We start from the raw sequence: 16,667 nt of genomic DNA, 5'->3' as shown, positions 1-16,667 counted from the left end.
TTCAGATATACGCGATCAACACCAGCGCGCCGGCGCGGTCCAGCGCCGCCAGCGCCCCGCCCTGATAACGCGGATCGTGGCTCACTTCGCGCACCGCCCACGATGGCGGCGGGATAGCCGCGAGCGCGGCGGCATCCGGCGCCTCGATCTCGGCAAGCACCAGCCCGTCGAGATCGCCCGCGAACAGATCGACGCCGAACTCCGCGCCTTCGATCGTCACCGGATAGCGCCGCTTGACGATCGGCCGGCCCGGCAGCGCGGCGAACACCGCATGTTCCTCCGGCGTGAGATAGGCGTTGACCATCGCGCGGGCGAACGGATCGTCCGACTCATATTTCTTGGCTAGCTTGCAGGCGATTTCGCCGGAGCGGCTATCGGTCATGCGCCGGAGGCGGAAGCGCGTGCCGGAAAGGTAAATATCCTCGATCAGCACATGATCGGCGGGCAGCGGCGGCAACAGCGCCGGATCGACACGGAACCGCCGCTCCCGCTCGACATGGCTGTATTTGGGCGCGGCGGCTTCATCCGCGCCCGTGCGCATCTTCACCGCGTCAGCTTCTTGTACGCCAGCCGCGTCGGGCGATCGGCGGCGTCGCCCATGCGGCGGCGCTTGTCCTCCTCATAGCTTTCGAAATTGCCCTCGAACCATTCGACATGGCTGTCGCCCTCGAAGGCGAGGATATGGGTGCACAGGCGATCGAGGAAGAAGCGATCGTGGCTGATGACCACGGCGCAGCCCGCGAAGCTTTCCAGCGCCTCCTCCAGCGCGCGGAGCGTCTCCACGTCGAGGTCGTTGGTCGGCTCGTCGAGCAGCAGGACGTTGCCGCCCTCCTTCAGCATCTTCGCCATGTGGACGCGGTTGCGCTCGCCGCCCGAAAGCTGGCCGACCTTCTTCTGCTGGTCCGGCCCCTTGAAGTTGAAGGCGCCGACATAGGCGCGGGTGCCCAGTTCCTGCTTGCCGAAGCGGAACACGTCCAGCCCGTCGGAGATTTCCTCCCACACGTTCTTGTTCGGATCGAGATCGTCGCGGCTCTGGTCCACGTAGCCCAGCTTCACCGTGGAGCCGACCTCGATCGTGCCCGAATCCGGCTGATCCTGCCCGGTGATGAGCTTGAACAAGGTGGATTTGCCCGCGCCGTTCGGCCCGATCACGCCGACGATGCCACCCGGCGGCAGGGTGAAGGACAAATCCTCGAACAGCAATTTGTCGCCATAAGCCTTGGACAGGCCCTGCGCCTCGATCACCTTGCCGCCGAGCCGCTCGGGAATCTGGATCAGGATCTGCGCCTTGCCGATCGCGCGATTCTCCTGCGCAGCCATCAGCTCGTCGAACGCGCGGATGCGGGCCTTCGACTTGGTCTGCCGCGCCTTGGGGGTCTGGCGCATCCACGCCAGCTCGTCGGCGATCGCCTTCTGGCGGCCGGCCTCGTCCCGCTCCTCCTGCTCGAGCCGCTTGGCCTTCTTCTCCAGATAGCCGGAGTAATTCGCCTCGTAGGTGTAATAGCGGCCGCGATCCAGCTCGAGCACCCAGTTCACCACATTGTCGAGGAAGTAGCGATCGTGGGTGACGAGGATGACGTTGCCGGCATATTCCTTGAGGAAATTCTCCAGCCACGCGACGCTTTCGGCGTCGAGGTGGTTGGTCGGCTCGTCGAGCAGCAGGATATCGGGCTTCTCCAGCAGCAGGCGGCAGAGCGCCACGCGGCGCCGCTCGCCGCCCGACAGGTTGGTGACCGGGCTGTCCGACGGCGGGCAGCGCAGGGCCTCCATCGCCTGTTCGAGCTGGCTGTCGAGGCTCCAGCCGTCCGCCGCGTCGATCTCGGACTGGAGCTCGCCCATCTCGGCCATCAGCGCGTCGAAATCGGTGTCGTCCTTCGGGTCGCCCATCTCGGCGGAGATGGCGTTGAAACGCTCGATCTTGTCGACGATCGGGCCGGCGCCCATGCGGACGTTCTCGATTACCGTCTTGGTCGGATCGAGCTGCGGCTCCTGTGGCAGATAGCCGACGCGGATACCTTCCGCCGCCCATGCCTCGCCCTGGAAATCCTTGTCGATCCCGCCCATGATCTTCATCAGCGTGGATTTGCCCGCGCCGTTCGGGCCGATGATCGCGATCTTCGCGCTTGGTAGGAATTGCAGGTGGATGTTGTTGAGCACCGGCTTGTTCGCGCCGGGGAAGGTCTTGGTCAGACCTTTCATGACATAAGTATATTGCACGGCCATGGCGGTTCGGTCGCTCCGTCGATCAGGTCACATCTGCTGGGTTGGGCGCCATGTAAGGGCGCGCGGGCCGGTTGGCAATTCGCTGACGATGCGGTTCAGCGCGTCCGCACGATCTCACATCCCACGGCGGCGTCGGGATAGACGTCCAGCTTCATCGAGCGGACCCGCACCCGCCGGACGCGCGCGTCCTCAAGGCACAGCGTCGCCACCGCCTCCACCAGCGTCTCCTGCAACGCGAATCCCCGCGCCTCGGCGAGCGCGCGGATGCCCTCGCGGACGAAATCGTAATCGAGCACCTCGCCGATCGCGTCGTTCGCGGGCGGCGCGGGATAGTCGACCGTCATCTCCACCGTCAGGCGCACGCGCTGCGGCTCCACCTCATGCGGATGGATGCCAAGGCGCATCCGCACCTCCAGCCCCTCCAGGATCGTCGTATATTCAGCCATCGCGCCCTTCGAACATCACATCGCCCTCGCGCTTCAGGAATCGCTGCCCGCAATCGACGAACAGATTCTGGCCGGTCACGCTGCGCGCGTCGAGCAGATAGACCACCCCGCGCGCCACTTCCTCCGCGTCGACCGGCCGCCCGAGCAGATTCATGCTCGCCACGCGGGCGAACTCGGCCCCGCTCTGGTCACCGCTCGGCAGCGTCAGTCCCGGCGACACCGCGTTGACCCGCACGCGCGGCGCCAGCGCCTGCGCCAGCATCTCGGTCGCGCCGCCGAGCGCATATTTGGTGAGGCTGTACGAGAAGAAGTCCGGGTTCGGATTGGCCAGCTTCTGATCGAGCAGATTGACCACCGCGCCGTCCTCAAGCCCCGGCTGCGCGGCGAGCGCTTGCGCCAGCAGCGCCGGCGCGAGGCAATTGACGGCTTGGAGCCGCAGCGCCAGCGCGTGATCGATCGCCTCGGGCCGATCATAGGCGAAAGCGGATGCGCTGTTGACCAGCCCGTCGATCGCCCCGCCGCCCGCCTCGATCGCGCGCGCGAACAGCGCGGGCAGACCGGCGAGATTGGCAAGGTCACCGCCCACCGCGATTCCGCCGGTTTCCTCCGCCAAGGCCTCGGCCTCGGCGCGCGATGTCCCATAATGGATCACCGGCCGATGCCCCGCCGCCGCAACCGCGCGCACGATCGCCGCGCCCAGCCGCTTCGCCCCACCGGTAATCAGGACGGTGCGGCGCCTCACTCCTTATGGCCCATAAGCGCCAGCACTTCCTTCCGGCTGCGCTCATCCTCGCGGAACACGCCCATCATCCGGCTCGTCACCATCGCGACGCCCGGCGTGCGCACGCCGCGCGCGCTCATGCACGCATGGCTCGCCTCGATCACCACCGCGACGCCCTGCGGCTTCAGCCCGTTCCAGATGCAATCCGCCACCTCGGCCGTCAGCCGCTCCTGCACCTGAAGCCGGCGCGCGAAGGCGTGGAGCACGCGCGCCAGCTTTGAAATGCCCACGACATGATTCTGCGGCAGATACGCGATGTGCGCCTTGCCGATGATCGGAGCCATGTGATGCTCGCAATGCGACTGGAACGGAATGTCCTTCAACAGGACGATCTCGTCATAACCGCCCACTTCCTCGAATACGCGCGCAAGGTGGCGCGCCGGGTCGTCGGCATAGCCCGCGCAATATTCCCGCCACGCCCGCGCAACGCGGTGCGGCGTGTCGATCAGCCCCTCGCGCAAGGGGTCGTCGCCCGCCCAGCGGATCAGCGTACGCACCGCTTCCGCTACGTCATCCGGCACTTCCAGCTTGCCGTCCGGCCCGCGCCGGTCGCCGGGGATGCTGTCGCTCACCTCATTCTCCCTGATCAATCATACCGCATTTGCGAAAACGTAACGGAGGCCGTTCTGGATTAGGTTCCTTAATGCAACTGTTTCCTTTCGGTCACAGCGAGAAAATCTCCGTATCGTTCAAGGCGTAATTTCGTTTGACTGGGCAAATTCACGAACGCTAATCTCCATACCGCACCATCAAACCCGCGAAATCGGCTCAAGACCGGCGCGGACCGTAGGAGGGGGATGCTCATGACCAAATCCACATTGCTTGCCGCGTCTGCACTGGCGATGACCTTTGCCGCTCCGGCGTGGGCGCAGCAAGCGGCAACCGACAACGAAGCCCAGGTCGCCCAGACGGATATCGTCGTCACCGCCCAGCGGCAGGCGCAGCGCCTGCAGGACGTTCCGATCGCGGTTTCGGCGTTCAACGCCGAGAATCTCGAAAAGCAGCAGATCGTGAACCCGTCCGCGCTGCAACAGACGCTGCCGAACGTCACCTTCACCAAGACGAACTTCACCTCGTCCAGCTTCACGATCCGCGGCATCGGCGACCTGTGCGTCGGCACCACCTGCGACAGCGCGACCGCGATCCACGTCAACGACATGCCGCTGCTCAACAGCCGCCTGTTCGAAAGCGAGTTCTTCGATCTGGAGCGCGTCGAGGTGCTGCGCGGGCCACAGGGCACCCTGTTCGGCCGCAACGCCACTTCGGGCGTGGTCAACTTCATCACCGCCAAGCCTGATCTCACCGGCATCCACGCGGCCGGCGAGTTCGAATATGGCAATTATGATTCGAAACGCCTCAAGGGCATGTTCAACCTGCCGCTCGGCGACACTTTGGGCATTCGCGTCGCCGGCACCTGGCTGAACCGCGGCGGCTATACCAAGAACCTCTACAACAACTCCAATATCGACGGCCGTGATCTTTATTCGGTGCGCGGCACGTTGTCGTGGGAGCCATCGGTCGACACCCGCGTCGACCTGATCGGCTATTATTTCCACGAACGCGACGACCGCAGCCGCATCCAGAAGCAGCTCTGCCATCGCGACCCGACCGGCGTGCTGGGCTGCTTGCCGGACAAGCTGGCTTATGACACGCTCAACGGCAATGCTACTCTAGCGACAATCCTGACCAGCAAGGAATTTCTCAACATTGCCGGCGCCTCAGCGCTCACGCCATTCGCGCTTGGTAGTGTCTATCAGACACGCGACAGCTTCTATGGCATAACGAATCCGGCTGACGTTCGCACGGTGAACATCGATTATTCGCCTACTTATTATGCCGAGGAACAAGAATATACGCTCAAGGTGTATCACAATTTCGGTCAGGTGAGCTTCAACTTCACTGGCGGTTATATGAAGAACACCGTCGATTCGACCTCTGACTACAATCTGGCGGTCGAGAATTCCTATGCGGCCAATGTCGGCCTCAATACGCTATATGCCGCGGCGGTGCCGGGGGGGCCGGCCGCCTCGCTCGCCAACATCCGCAACACGCTGATCCCGAACGGTCCCGGCACGCTCTGTCAATCACTGGCGGATCCGAAGGGTGTCGGCGTCTACGGTGGAAATGGCATTTGCGCGCCGACCAGCCTGGATTTCGATCGTTCCCGCGCCAGCGTGCGTCAATATTCAGCTGAAGCGCATATCGACAGCTCCTTCGATGGTATGTTCAATTTCCTGCTTGGCGCGATCTATTTCGACAGCAAGGCGACCAATACCGATTATTACGTCAACAGCTTTGGGCTGGATTATGCCGCAGGCCTCCTTGGAGGAGGATCGGCATTCGGCGTCACTCCATTCTACCGCAACAACACGCCCGACTTCCGCCTGAAATCCTATGGAATTTTCGGTGAAAGCTATTTCAAGTTCAGCGACAAGGTCAAATTGACCCTTGGCATGCGCTACAATCACGATGAAAAAGACGTAATAGCACGTACAACCTTGATCTTCGACACGAAGAGCAGGGTCCTGCTCAATGCGGGAGGAACACCGCTTCTTGACCGCGAGGGAAATCAGATCACCGCGTCGGCGGTGTCGACCGTTCTTGCCCCATATGGCACGACTGACGCCACCAGCTACCTGAACAACACCGCTCTCTATGACTTTGACTCGACCACGCCTGGCAACCAGGCATTCGCTATCAACTCCGTGAGCTTCGGCCGGCTAACCGGGCGCGCGGTGCTCGATTACAAGGTCACCAACAACAATTTGCTCTATGCCTCCTATTCGCGCGGCTACAAGTCCGGCGGCATCAATCCGCCGCTGTCGCCGGTGTTCGCGGTGCCGACGACTTTCGCGCCAGAACAGGTGGACTCGTTCGAGATCGGGTCGAAGAACACGTTCGACCACGGCCGCCTGCGGCTTAACCTCACCGGCTTCTATTACAAGTACAAGGGGTTGCAGCTCAGCCGCATCGTCGCCCGCACGTCGGTCAACGACAATATCAACGCCGACATCTACGGCGTCGAGGCGGAAGCGATCATCAGCCCGATCCCGGCCTTCGTGGTCAATGCCAACTTCAGCTATCTGAAGTCGAAGGTCGCCGACGACCGCTATCACGCCAATCCGCGCGATCCCTCGGGCGGCCGTTCGGATGCGGTGATCATCAAGGATGCGACGAATGCGTCCAACTGCGCGATCCGCCCGGCCAATGGTTCAGGAGCGACCGCCGCGCAGGTCAATCAGTTCGTCGGTATAGTCAACGGTGCGATCGGCCTTCAGGCTCCCACCCCGATCCCTGGCACGAACACTACCGGCGCTTTCTCGGTCTGCTCGATCCTCGCGGCGGCGGCGGCGGGTTCGGTCGGCAGCTTCAACCCCGCGCTGGCCGCATTGCAAGGTCCGCTACAGGCCGTATTCAACGGCGGCCAGCCCGGCACCCTGCCGTTCGTGGTCGATCCCAGCGGTGTGCTCACCAACGTGCGCGGCAACAGCCTGCCGAACGCGCCGTCCTATAAATGGTCGGTGGGTGCGCAATATACGATCGATGCCGGCAACTGGTCGATCGTGCCGCGCGCGGACCTCAATTATACCGGCGAGACCTGGGGCACGATCTTCAACAAGAATCCGATCGATCGCATCCCAGGCTATGCGGTGGTCAACGCGCAGCTTCAGATCAACGGGCCGGACGACCGCTTCTACATCCGCGGTTTCGTCCAGAACCTCACCAACAACAGCGCTACGACCGGTATGTACGTGACCGACCAGTCCAGCGGCCTGTTCACCAACATCTTCACCCTCGAACCGCGCCGCTACGGCGTCGCGGCCGGGTTCAAGTTCTGAGCGATCGACGGCCGGCATCCATTTCGGGGTGCCGGCCGACTTTTTTGGGGGGCCATTGTCGGCCCAAAGGCAATGGGTTGGCACGGCGCCGCGACGAAAGCCCGTTCAACATCATGCCGGGGCGTGACAATCGTGAAAAGGCGGCGCACAAGCGTCGCGCGCTCCAGAAGGCGTGATTCCGAAAGAGGCCGGTCAACCGGCGCAACAGGAAGGAATATAATGGCTACGACTACCAAGAGCGGCGGCATCCACGCCCCCGTCCAGCCCTCGGCGGAACTGGGCGCGATCGTCGGCAACGACAAGCTGCCCCGCAGCCAGGTGATCAGCAAGGTGTGGGACTACATCAAGTCGCACAAGCTTCAGAATCCCGAGAACAAGCGCGAGATTCTCGCCGACGACAAGCTGAAGAAGGTCTTCGGCAAGGACAAGGTGACGATGTTCGAGATGAACAAGTACATCTCGCAGCACGTCAAGGCCTGACGCTCTTTCCGGCGCCGGTCGTCCCGATCGGCGCCGTTTTTCGTATTCTCCTGACGCGGTGACACACTAGCCCGGTGCAACCTTCGGTGCGGCCGCGACAGACCGACGCCAGGCGCGCCGGAGAGACCGCGTTCCTGCATGACATCGGCGGAAGAGCTGGCGTCCCCGAGAGGATTCGAACCTCCGACCTGCGGTTTAGGAAACCGTTGCTCTATCCTGCTGAGCTACGGGGACGGGCCGTTCCTGCCCCTATAGGCTGCGCCAGCCACGGTCAATCGGACCCGAAAGGGAACGGATTGAGCGGCTTTGATCCGATCCATCCTTATATCCCGCGGCTGGATTCCGACCAGGACCGGACCGGCTTTCGATCGCCCGGCCTATTGGACGAACGCCCGCAAAGGGATGCTCCGCGCCGATCCGATCGAACGCTTTCCGGGGCGAGGCGAAGAACTTCCCGGCAATGACAATGCACAAGCGCGGATGAGGCGATCTGGCCGATCCGCCCAGCACTTCCAATCGGCAATGGCACCTGCCCGAGGCAGCGCCCCGCCTGTCAGTTCAACGTCTCCGGCGGCCGCACCGGAAACGGCAACGGCGCCACGGGAATCCCCTCCTCCACCAGCGCCTTCGCTTCGGCAGGCGTGGCCTGGCCATGAATCGAACCCTGTTCACGCTCGCCAAGGTGCATGGAGCGCGCCTCCTCGGCGAAGCGCGCGCCGACCCATTGCGATCCCTCCAACGCCTTCGCCTGCGCCGCCGCGAGCGCTTCGAGCGCCTGCTTCACCTGTTCCGGCGCGGGCGTCTCGCCATGATCGCCCTTGGCGGAGACGCGCGGCGCCATCACCGCCTTCACCACTTCGGTCGCGCCGCAGATCGGGCAGGCGATCATCCCGTTGCTCTTCTGCTCCTCGAACGTCTCGGACGAGGCGAACCATACTTCGAATATGTGCGCGTCCGGGCAGCGCAGGTCGAAAACGATCACGGCACCACCTCGACCGGCGGTATCGGCCGGCGATGGTCGATCACCGGGATGCGCCCGCGCACCGCCGTCACCACGAGCGGATCGATGTCGGCAAAGCCGAGACCCGGCACCTCGCCCATGTCGAGCAGCACCTCACCCCACGGATCGACCACGAGCGAATGTCCATAGGTCTCGCGGCCATCCTCATGCCGGCCGGTCTGCGCCGCCGCGACCACGAAGGCAGCGGACTCGATCGCGCGCGCGCGCATCAGCACATGCCAATGTGCCGCGCCGGTCGGGCGCGTGAAGGCAGCCGGGATGCTCAGCACGGTCGCCCCGGCGCCGCTGAGCGCCGCATAGAGACCGGCGAAGCGCAGGTCGTAGCAGATGCTCAGCCCCAGCCGCCCGACCGGCGTATCGACCGCCACAGCCGACTCCCCGCCGGCATAAGCGGCCGATTCCCGCCACCGCTCGCCGGTCGGCAGATCCACGTCGAACAGATGGAGCTTGTCGTAGCGCGCGCGCACCGCGCCCGTCGCATCGATCACGAAGCTGCGGTTGACGAAGCGGCCATCCGTCCGCCGAAGCGCGAGCGAGCCTAGTTCAACCCAGATTCCCGCCTCGGCCGCCGCCGCGCGGACGGCGGCAAGCACAGGATCGTCATTTTCGCTCACGACCGACGCGGCGGCCCGCGACCGATCTCGATCGAGCAGACCAGACATCTCCGGCGTGAACAGCATCGTCGCCCCACCCCGCGCGGCGGCATGGACCGCTTCCACCAGTTCGGCGGCGTTGCGCGCGGGATCGATCCCGGTCGTCGTCTGGGCCAGCGCGATCTTCACGGCGCGAGCAGCGGCTCCAGCTTGCCATCCGCCTCCAGCGCGGCGAGATCGTCCGATCCGCCGACATGCCGGCCATCGATGAATATCTGCGGCACGGTCGTGCGGCCGTTCGCGCGCTCGATCATCTCGGCGCGCTTGGGGCCACCCAGCGTGATGTCATATTCGACCGGCTCGACGCCCTTCTCCGCGAGCAATCGCATCGCGCGCGAGCAATAAGGGCAGAAGGCCTTGGTATAGATTTCCACGTTCGCCATGGATTGCGAAGTGTGGGCGGGCGCGTTGCTTGTCAATCCGCCTCGGCATCAAGCACGCGTGCCCAGCACATGATCGTGACCGACGCGGCGCCGGCACCGAGCAGCGTGGCGGTGGCGGCATTCGCGGTCGCGCCGCTGGTATGCACGTCGTCGACCAGCACGATATTGCGCCCTGCGATCCGCATCTTTCCCTCCTGCACAACGCGGAACACGCCGCACACAGCGGCGCGACGCTCGCGCGCACCCAACCCGCGTAGCATCGGCGTCGAGCGGAAGCGTTCGAGCGCGCGCTGCTCGACCGGCGTTTCAGTCAGCCGCCCGAGCGCGGCGGCGATCAGCCCCGCCTGATTGTAGCCGCGCCGCCACAATCGCCAGCGATGCAGCGGCACCGGCACCAGCAGGTCGGCCTCCGCCGGCATCAGCCGCATCATCTGCCGCGCGGCCGTTTCGGCGTAAGCGGTGCGCCCGGCATATTTGAGCTTCAGAGCCAGTGCGCGCGCCACCTCGCCATAAGCGACCGCCGCGCGTATCCCGCGATGGCGCGGCGGATCGGCGAGACAGGCACCGCACCGGGCATCGTCACCGCGCGCGAAGGCGAACGGCACGTTGCACGACGCGCACCACGGCGGCCCGATGAAGCGCAACTCGCCCCAGCAATCCGCGCAGAAGCGATGATCGGCCGCGATCACCGCCCCGCATCCGGGGCAGCGCGGCGGCAACGCCAGTTTGAGCATCCGGCGCATCGTCTCGCGCATCTTTCCCCTTTTCGCGGCCTTGTCCCGCCGATCGGCGAAGGGCACAAGCCGGCAATTCGTCAAGCAGGACAGATGAACGCTCATGCGCCCGCCCGAAATCTTCGACCGCGCCGCGCGACGGTTCCGCCGCGACCGCATCGCCGCCGCTTATCCGGCGCATGATTTCCTGCGCGCCGCGATGATCGAGGGGCTGCTCGATCGGCTGGCGAGCGTGAAGCGCGAGTTCCGCGACGTGCTCGATCTCGGCAGCTTCGGCGGCGGCTTCGCGCTGCCCGGCGCGCGCATCGCGCGGCTCGACGCGGGCCACCGCTTTGCCGCGAAGGCGGGAGGCGTTCAGGGCGACGAGGATCGCTTGCCGTTCCGCGACGGATCGTTCGACCTGATCGTATCCGCCGGCGTGCTCGATACGGTCAACGATCTGCCCGGCGCGCTGGCGCTCGCGCGGCGCGCCTTGCGGCCGGACGGGCTGTTCCTCGCCGCGTTCGCCGGCGCCGGCAGCCTCCCGACGCTCCGCGCCGTGCTGCGCGAGGCGGAGGGCGACCGGCCAGCGCCGCGCATCCATCCGCAGATCGACGTGCGCGCGGCGGGCGACCTGCTGATGCGTGCGGGCTTCGCGCTGCCGGTGGCGGATATCGAGACGATCGACGTGCGCTACGCGAGCTTCGGGCGGCTGCTCGACGATCTGCGCGGGATGGGCGCGGGCAATATCCTCGCCGAACGCCGCGCCATGCGCCGCGATGTGCTTGCCCGCGCCGCTGAAGCGTTCGCCGGCCGCGCGGATGCGGATGGGCGGACGACGGAACGGTTCGCGATCCTCTACCTCACCGCCTGGGCGCCTTCGCCCGATCAGCCGCAGCCGGCGCGGCGCGGCAGCGCGACCGCCTCGCTGGCAAACGCGATTGGCAAGAAAGATTGAGAATGAGGGCATATCCCCCGCGCTGCGGCGGGGGCGGCGTCGTCCGATGCGACCAATTCCAGCGCCATCCGCGCCGATGGTGACCCCTACGGGAATCGAACCCGTGTTTCAGCCGTGAAAGGGCCGCGTCCTAACCGCTAGACGAAGGGGCCGTTGGGCGGGGACGGCGGTTAGGCGACGGAAGCGGCGCGGTCAAGGCGGCAATCAGCCGGAAATCAATCGGCCCATGCCGCATCGTCGACATGCAGCTCCGCCGCCGGGCGCTGGCCCCAGGTATCGACCTTCGCCCGCCCCGCCAGCCACAGCCGCCGATGCGTGTCCGCGCCGAGCAGCGCCTGGCCGAGCGGCGTGTCCGCCGCGCGGAAGGCCATCGCCTTGAAGCTGCGCCCGTCGTCGCCAGCGACGATCGCGCGGACATGGCCGTTGCCGACCACATCGACGCGCACCGGGCGCACCCGCCCCACCGCGACGCGGGGAGAGGGCCAGCCGGTGCCATAGGGGCCGCCGGCGTCGAGCGCCGACACCAGCTCGGGTGTCACCCCGCCCGGCGCGTGGACCGAATCGACCAGCAGCGCGCGATCCGCCATTGCCGCCGTCACCTTTTCGGCCAGCCGCTCCTCAAGGAAATCGGCGAGCGCGGACACCTTCCCGCCGTCGATCGTCAGCCCCGCCGCCATGGCGTGCCCCCCCCCCGCGACGAGCAGCCCCGCCTCCTTCGCAGCGAGCACCGCCTGCCCGAGATCGATACCCGTGATCGACCGGCCCGAACCCTTGCCGACCCCCGCCTCGTCCAGCGCGATGACGACCGCGGGCCGCCCGAGCTTTTCTTTCAGCCGCCCGGCGACGATGCCGATCACGCCGGGGTGCCAGCCCTCGCCGGCGACCACCGTCACCGCGCGGCCGGCGGAGAGCAGCGTCTCGGCCGCTTCCTGCACCGCCGTCTCGATCGCGCGACGCTCCTCGTTCAGCTTATCCAGCTCGGCCGCGATCTCGCGCGCCTCGATCGGGTCGCGCGTGGTCAGCAGGCGCACGCCGAGGTCCGCGCGGCCGACGCGCCCACCGGCATTGATCCGCGGCCCGAGCGCGAAGCCGAGATCGGTCGCGGTCGGCGCGCGAGTGAGGCGCGCGGCCTCCATCAGCGCGGTCAGCCCGATATTGTGCCGCGCGGCCATCACCTTCAGCCCCTGCGCGACGAAGGCGCGGTTGAGGCCGCGAAGCTGCGCCACGTCGGCGACCGTGCCCAGCGCGACGATATCGAGCAGGTCCATCAATCGCGGCTCGGCGCGCGCCGCGAACCAGCCGCGCCCTCGCAACTCGCGGAGCAGCGCCGCGCCGAGCAAGAAGGCGACGCCGACCGCAGCGAGATGCCCGTGCGCGCGCCCCTCCCCTTCGTCCAGCCGGTTCGGGTTCACCAGCGCGAGCGCCGCCGGCAGGGTGCTGGCGCATTGGTGGTGATCGACGACGATCACGTCGACCGGCGCGGCGCGTGCCGCCTCCAGCGCGTCGAATGCCTGCGCGCCGCAATCGACCGTGACGATCAGCGTCGCCCCCTCGCCCGCCAGCCGCACCAGCGCCGGGCCGGACGGGCCGTAACCTTCCATCAGCCGATCGGGAATGTAAGGCCGCGCCTCCAGCCCGAGTTCCCGCAGCAGCAGGATCATCAGCGCGGCGGAGGTGGCGCCATCGACGTCGTAATCGCCGAAGATCGCGACCTGCTCGCGCGCCTCCACGGCATCGGCGAGGCGGGCGGCGGCGCGGTCCATGTCGCGGAAGATCGACGGGTCCGGCATGAAGCCGCGAATCGTCGGGTTGCGGTGCAGGTCCAGCCCTTCGCGGGGGCAGCCCCGCGCCAGCAGGAGCTGGGTGACGAGATCGTCGGGCACGAAATCCTCGCGCTGGTCCGCCGCAAGGGCGCGCCAGCGCCACGGCTGGCCGAGGATCGATCGTTCAATGCCGAGGACGGGAGCGCTCATCGCCCACTATTGGCACGTTTCACTATAATAGTGACAGCCCGGCGATGCGGAATGCGTCGCCGGGCTGCACGGCAGGGCAGTCAACGCACCGTCGCGCTGGCCAGCCGGGTCTCCTGGCTCGCCGCGACGAGCGCCGCGCGCTGCGTATTGGCCGCGGTCATCGTTTCGGCGCGGCAGCGGGTGACGCTCACCTTGCCGGCCGGATCGGCGCTGGATGCCTCGCCGCAAACGTCGCGCACGGCATGGGCGATGCGATGATCGAGCCGCCGCACGTCGCCGGGGCGGGCGAAATCGAGATCGGCATGATGCACCGCAACGGAAGGCGCGGGTTCGGCGCCTTGCGCGAAGGCAGGTGCGCCGACGAAAGCCGCGGCAAGCGCCGCGAGCGTCAGGATGGTCTTCATGGGATGTCTCCGGGGTGGAAGTCGTTCGCGTCGGCGCCGGCGCAGCACCCATATAGTGCGGCTATACCCCGGATGACGAACAACGATGTTGCGCGCCCGTTCTGCAAAAGTGCAGAATGGCGGCACGATGCACGACTGGAGCGACATCCGGCATTTCCTGGCGGTGGCCGATACGGGCAGCACGCTGGCCGCCGGCCGGGCGCTGCGCGTCAGCCAGACGACCGTCGCCCGCCGCATCACCGCGCTGGAGGCGGCGCTGGAACTCGTGCTGTTCGAACGACGGCAGGCGGGCTACCTGCTCACCCCGGCCGGCGAGGCGCTCATGGGGCAAGCGCGCGCGGCGGAGGAAGCGATGCGGCGGCTGGGGGACGAGGCGGCGCTGCTCGGCCGGGCGGCCGGCGGCGCGGTGCGACTCACCATGTCGCCAATCTTCGCCTTCACCTTCATGGCGCCGATCATCCGCGACCTGCGCCTCGCCCGCCCGGAAATCCGCATCGAGGTGGATACCAGCGAGGAGGTGCGCGATCTCGCCGGCGGGGAGGCCGATGTCGCGTTGCGCGTCAGCAAGCAGCCGACCGGGGCGGGCCTCGTCTGCCGCCGGCTGACCCACGATCCCTGGACGGTCTATTGCAGCCGCGCCTATGCCGAGCAGCATGGCGTGCCGCGACGGATAGAGGAACTGGCGCGCGCGCCGTTCATCGGCGGCGGCGAGCCGGAAGTGTGGGCGCAATATCAGCAATGGCTGATCGAGCACGGGCTGGAGGGGCAGGTGGTGATGCACCACAACAGCTCGACCGGGCTGCTGGCGGCGGTGCGCGCCGGCATGGGGCTGGCGGTGCTGCCGTGTCTTGCAGCGGACAACGATCCCGATCTGGTGCGCTGCCTGCCGCCGCTCGATGGCGTCACCGTCAGCCTGTGGCTGGTCTATCACGAACGCTTCCGGCACGAACCGCGGATCAGGGCCGTGCTGGATTTCCTCGCCCCGCGAATTCCGCGCTACGCAAGCTGACTCAGGCGGAAGCTATCCAGGCGGCTTCGCGGAACCATTTGGTGACGATATATTTCACCCCCTCCGTCACCGCCGATCCCTCGTGCAGCGTCGCCGTGTTCGGGCTGCCGTCAGCGTTCATGTTGTTCCACGCGAGCAGCAGCCCGCGCTTCGGCGCGACGCGCAGGCCGGCTTGCGGGAACCATGTCGCTCCGCCCTCCTCCACGTCGTTGAGGTAGATCATCGCGGTCCATGTCCGCTGCCCGCCGGTCGCCTTCATCGTCGGCCAATAGCTTTCGCCCTGGTGGAAATAATCGTGATGCGGGCGGAAGCGCTGGCCGACGGCATAGCGTTGCCCCTGCATCGTCTCCGCATTCTCGGGCGCGATGCCGAGCAGCGCGGCGATCCCCTCGTCGATCTCGCGCACCTCGGGCTGCCAGCGCGGCAGGTCGCAGCTGTCGCTGGTGCGGAACGCGGTATCGCCGCGATCGGAAAGCAGGGTGGAGGGGCGGCGGTTGGCGTCGATCATCGCGATCAGCCGCTCGCAGCGGTCGGCGTCGAGATATTCGCGGCAGCGATAGGCCAACGCGCGGTCGCTCGGCAGGCGCTCCATCCGGGGATCGGCGTCGAGCCGCGCCCGCACCTGTTCGCCGATGAAGCGCCGAACCGGGGAAGGCTGGCCGGGAGATCCGTAACTGGTCGTCATGGTGACGCCACTTTGCGCGGGCCGCGCCGGATGACAAGCGGGCGCCGTCGCGAAACGGCGCCCGCCCTGCCCGGCTTGCGGTGGCTTACCAGAAGATGTCGTAGATCACGTCCACGACCTGCCCCGAATAGATGTCCACCAGCACCGCGTCATTATAGTAGCGCACCCAGCGGTACGGACCATAAACTTCGGGCAGGCGGTAGGCATAGGGATCGTCGATCCAGTAGTCCTGCGAGAACAACATGTTCGACAGGACCATGCCAACCGAGAAGCGGCGATAGCCGTAATCCCAGCCATACGGCGCGTAGTAACGCGGCAGGTGGAACGCCTGACGGTTCTGGTAGCGGTAGCGGCTCCAGTCGTAGCGGTTGTCGCGCCGCCAGTCGCGGTTCCACTGACCCCGGTTTCCCATGCCCGCATAGCGGTTGTCGTAGCCGTAGCGACGCTGGTCGTTCCAGCCGCGCCGCTGATCGCGGTTATACTGGTTCGGGTCGCGTCCCTGCCAGTTCGGGTTGCGCCCCTGCCAGTTGTTCGGCCCGCGATTGCCGTCCGGCCGCGCCTGCTGCCACCCACCGGGCTGCCCCGGCTGACGCACGTTGTTGTCCGGCCGGTCGCGGCCCGCCCAATTGCCTTGCGCGGGCATTGGCCGGTCGCGGCCCGCCCAATTGCCTTGCGCGGGCATGTCGGGGCGCTGCGGCACCGCGTTCGGTTGTCCGGGCTGGTAGGGGCGTGCTGGCGGGCGCTGCCAATTGCCGCCGGGCTGGCCGTTCTGCTGCCAGCGCTGCCGCGCCTGATCGCGATTGCCGTTCCATTGCGGGCGGGGTGCCTGCTGCTGCGGCATGCCAGGCTGCGGCCGCGCCTGCGGAACCTGTGCCTGCGGGGCCGCCGGACGTTGCCAGCCACCCGGCGCGGCCTGACGCTGCGGCCGCTCGCTGTGCTCGGCACCGCCGCCGCGATCGCCACCGCGCTGCCAGCCCTCCTGCGCCGACGCCGAAAGCGGCAGCAGCGAAGCCGCGGCCATCAGCGTCACTGAAATCACCTTCTTCATTCCCGGTCACTCCATCGCCGGCGCACGAGCCGGCCCCGTTGATGTTAACGG

17 protein-coding genes and 2 tRNA genes are annotated in these 16,667 nt (G+C 66.7%); 4 read left to right on the top strand and 15 right to left on the bottom strand.

From position 1 onward, the window contains the following. Nucleotide 1 precedes the first annotated feature (1 nt). The 5 genes from F9288_RS15290 to folE form a co-directional block, all read right to left on the bottom strand. Entirely contained in the window at nt 2-541 is a 540-nt protein-coding gene (locus F9288_RS15290; RefSeq protein ID WP_174839117.1) for a hypothetical protein, read from the bottom strand. A gap of 2 nt (nt 542-543) precedes the next feature. Next, complete coding sequence (gene ettA, locus F9288_RS15285) at nt 544-2,223, bottom strand: energy-dependent translational throttle protein EttA (RefSeq protein WP_174837574.1); 1,680 nt, start codon at nt 2,221-2,223, stop codon at nt 544-546. Nucleotides 2,224-2,318: 95 nt separating this feature from the next. After that, complete coding sequence (locus F9288_RS15280; protein WP_174837573.1) at nt 2,319-2,669, bottom strand: dihydroneopterin aldolase; 351 nt, start codon at nt 2,667-2,669, stop codon at nt 2,319-2,321. Further along, entirely contained in the window at nt 2,662-3,411 is a 750-nt protein-coding gene (locus tag F9288_RS15275; protein ID WP_174837572.1) for an SDR family oxidoreductase, read from the bottom strand. Before F9288_RS15275 ends, F9288_RS15280 begins: the two co-directional genes overlap by 8 nt. Continuing rightward, on the bottom strand, nt 3,408-4,022 hold the full coding sequence (folE, locus tag F9288_RS15270) for a GTP cyclohydrolase I FolE (RefSeq protein WP_174837571.1): 615 nt from the start codon (nt 4,020-4,022) through the stop codon (nt 3,408-3,410). The genes F9288_RS15275 and folE overlap by 4 nt, the downstream gene beginning before the upstream one ends. 231 nt (nt 4,023-4,253) lie before the next feature. Here folE and F9288_RS15265 point away from each other — a divergent pair, with 231 nt between their 5' ends. Next, nucleotides 4,254-7,289, top strand: a complete 3,036-nt coding sequence (locus tag F9288_RS15265; protein ID WP_174837570.1) for a TonB-dependent receptor — start codon at nt 4,254-4,256, stop codon at nt 7,287-7,289. Nucleotides 7,290-7,508: 219 nt separating this feature from the next. After that, complete coding sequence (locus F9288_RS15260; RefSeq protein WP_174837569.1) at nt 7,509-7,769, top strand: SWIB/MDM2 domain-containing protein; 261 nt, start codon at nt 7,509-7,511, stop codon at nt 7,767-7,769. A gap of 157 nt (nt 7,770-7,926) precedes the next feature. On the opposite strand, the gene F9288_RS15255 is transcribed toward F9288_RS15260, so the two are convergent. From F9288_RS15255 to F9288_RS15235, 5 genes are all read right to left on the bottom strand, one after another. Further along, nucleotides 7,927-8,003: transfer RNA gene (locus F9288_RS15255), tRNA-Arg, on the bottom strand. 319 nt (nt 8,004-8,322) lie between these two features. Then, complete coding sequence (locus F9288_RS15250; protein ID WP_174837568.1) at nt 8,323-8,751, bottom strand: DUF1178 family protein; 429 nt, start codon at nt 8,749-8,751, stop codon at nt 8,323-8,325. Then, complete coding sequence (locus F9288_RS15245; RefSeq protein WP_174837567.1) at nt 8,748-9,572, bottom strand: carbon-nitrogen hydrolase family protein; 825 nt, start codon at nt 9,570-9,572, stop codon at nt 8,748-8,750. Before F9288_RS15245 ends, F9288_RS15250 begins: the two co-directional genes overlap by 4 nt. Continuing rightward, on the bottom strand, nt 9,569-9,826 hold the full coding sequence (gene grxC / locus F9288_RS15240; protein WP_174837566.1) for a glutaredoxin 3: 258 nt from the start codon (nt 9,824-9,826) through the stop codon (nt 9,569-9,571). Before grxC ends, F9288_RS15245 begins: the two co-directional genes overlap by 4 nt. A gap of 32 nt (nt 9,827-9,858) precedes the next feature. Next, nucleotides 9,859-10,581, bottom strand: coding sequence for a ComF family protein (locus F9288_RS15235; RefSeq protein ID WP_174837565.1), 723 nt, complete (start codon nt 10,579-10,581; stop codon nt 9,859-9,861). An 82-nt stretch (nt 10,582-10,663) separates the two neighbouring features. Here F9288_RS15235 and F9288_RS15230 point away from each other — a divergent pair, with 82 nt between their 5' ends. After that, the gene (locus F9288_RS15230) at nt 10,664-11,497 is read left to right on the top strand and encodes a methyltransferase domain-containing protein (RefSeq protein WP_174837564.1); all 834 of its coding nucleotides are present in this window, start codon (nt 10,664-10,666) and stop codon (nt 11,495-11,497) included. Nucleotides 11,498-11,574: 77 nt separating this feature from the next. On the opposite strand, the gene F9288_RS15225 is transcribed toward F9288_RS15230, so the two are convergent. The 3 genes from F9288_RS15225 to F9288_RS15215 form a co-directional block, all read right to left on the bottom strand. After that, nucleotides 11,575-11,649: transfer RNA gene (locus tag F9288_RS15225), tRNA-Glu, on the bottom strand. 63 nt (nt 11,650-11,712) lie between these two features. Then, entirely contained in the window at nt 11,713-13,470 is a 1,758-nt protein-coding gene (recJ, locus tag F9288_RS15220; protein WP_174837563.1) for a single-stranded-DNA-specific exonuclease RecJ, read from the bottom strand. Nucleotides 13,471-13,550: 80 nt separating this feature from the next. Continuing rightward, nucleotides 13,551-13,874, bottom strand: coding sequence for a UrcA family protein (locus F9288_RS15215; RefSeq protein ID WP_174837562.1), 324 nt, complete (start codon nt 13,872-13,874; stop codon nt 13,551-13,553). An 85-nt stretch (nt 13,875-13,959) separates the two neighbouring features. Here F9288_RS15215 and F9288_RS15210 point away from each other — a divergent pair, with 85 nt between their 5' ends. Further along, nucleotides 13,960-14,883 carry a LysR family transcriptional regulator gene (locus F9288_RS15210; protein WP_254620906.1) on the top strand — a complete coding sequence of 308 codons (924 nt, stop codon included), beginning with the start codon at nt 13,960-13,962 and terminating at the stop codon, nt 14,881-14,883. Nucleotide 14,884: 1 nt separating this feature from the next. Here F9288_RS15210 and F9288_RS15205 read toward each other — a convergent pair whose 3' ends face one another. Together F9288_RS15205 and F9288_RS15200 are read right to left on the bottom strand one after the other, a co-directional pair. Next, nucleotides 14,885-15,568: a 2OG-Fe(II) oxygenase gene (locus F9288_RS15205; protein ID WP_174837561.1), complete on the bottom strand. Its 684-nt coding sequence runs from the start codon at nt 15,566-15,568 to the stop codon at nt 14,885-14,887. A gap of 85 nt (nt 15,569-15,653) precedes the next feature. Then, nucleotides 15,654-16,616, bottom strand: a complete 963-nt coding sequence (locus tag F9288_RS15200; protein ID WP_174837560.1) for an RcnB family protein — start codon at nt 16,614-16,616, stop codon at nt 15,654-15,656. Nucleotides 16,617-16,667 lie beyond the last annotated feature (51 nt).

The organism is Sphingomonas sp. CL5.1, from assembly GCF_013344685.1.
Classification (GTDB): domain Bacteria; phylum Pseudomonadota; class Alphaproteobacteria; order Sphingomonadales; family Sphingomonadaceae; genus Sphingomonas.
The sequence above is the reverse complement of the archived record's forward strand: the minus strand, read 5'-3'. Positions and strand labels throughout refer to the sequence as shown.

Excerpts from the sequence above, each read along its gene's own strand:
- F9288_RS15290 (WP_174839117.1), bottom strand. The coding sequence starts at position 541 with ATGCGCACGGGCGCGGATGAAGCCGCCGCGCCCAAATACAGCCATGTC.
- ettA (WP_174837574.1), bottom strand. The coding sequence starts at position 2,223 with ATGGCCGTGCAATATACTTATGTCATGAAAGGTCTGACCAAGACCTTC.
- F9288_RS15280 (WP_174837573.1), bottom strand. The coding sequence starts at position 2,669 with ATGGCTGAATATACGACGATCCTGGAGGGGCTGGAGGTGCGGATGCGC.
- F9288_RS15265 (WP_174837570.1), top strand. The coding sequence starts at position 4,254 with ATGACCAAATCCACATTGCTTGCCGCGTCTGCACTGGCGATGACCTTT.
- F9288_RS15260 (WP_174837569.1), top strand. The coding sequence starts at position 7,509 with ATGGCTACGACTACCAAGAGCGGCGGCATCCACGCCCCCGTCCAGCCC.
- grxC (WP_174837566.1), bottom strand. The coding sequence starts at position 9,826 with ATGGCGAACGTGGAAATCTATACCAAGGCCTTCTGCCCTTATTGCTCG.
- F9288_RS15235 (WP_174837565.1), bottom strand. The coding sequence starts at position 10,581 with ATGCGCGAGACGATGCGCCGGATGCTCAAACTGGCGTTGCCGCCGCGC.
- F9288_RS15230 (WP_174837564.1), top strand. The coding sequence starts at position 10,664 with ATGCGCCCGCCCGAAATCTTCGACCGCGCCGCGCGACGGTTCCGCCGC.
- recJ (WP_174837563.1), bottom strand. The coding sequence starts at position 13,470 with ATGAGCGCTCCCGTCCTCGGCATTGAACGATCGATCCTCGGCCAGCCG.
- F9288_RS15215 (WP_174837562.1), bottom strand. The coding sequence starts at position 13,874 with ATGAAGACCATCCTGACGCTCGCGGCGCTTGCCGCGGCTTTCGTCGGC.
- F9288_RS15210 (WP_254620906.1), top strand. The coding sequence starts at position 13,960 with ATGTTGCGCGCCCGTTCTGCAAAAGTGCAGAATGGCGGCACGATGCAC.
- F9288_RS15205 (WP_174837561.1), bottom strand. The coding sequence starts at position 15,568 with ATGACGACCAGTTACGGATCTCCCGGCCAGCCTTCCCCGGTTCGGCGC.
- F9288_RS15200 (WP_174837560.1), bottom strand. The coding sequence starts at position 16,616 with ATGAAGAAGGTGATTTCAGTGACGCTGATGGCCGCGGCTTCGCTGCTG.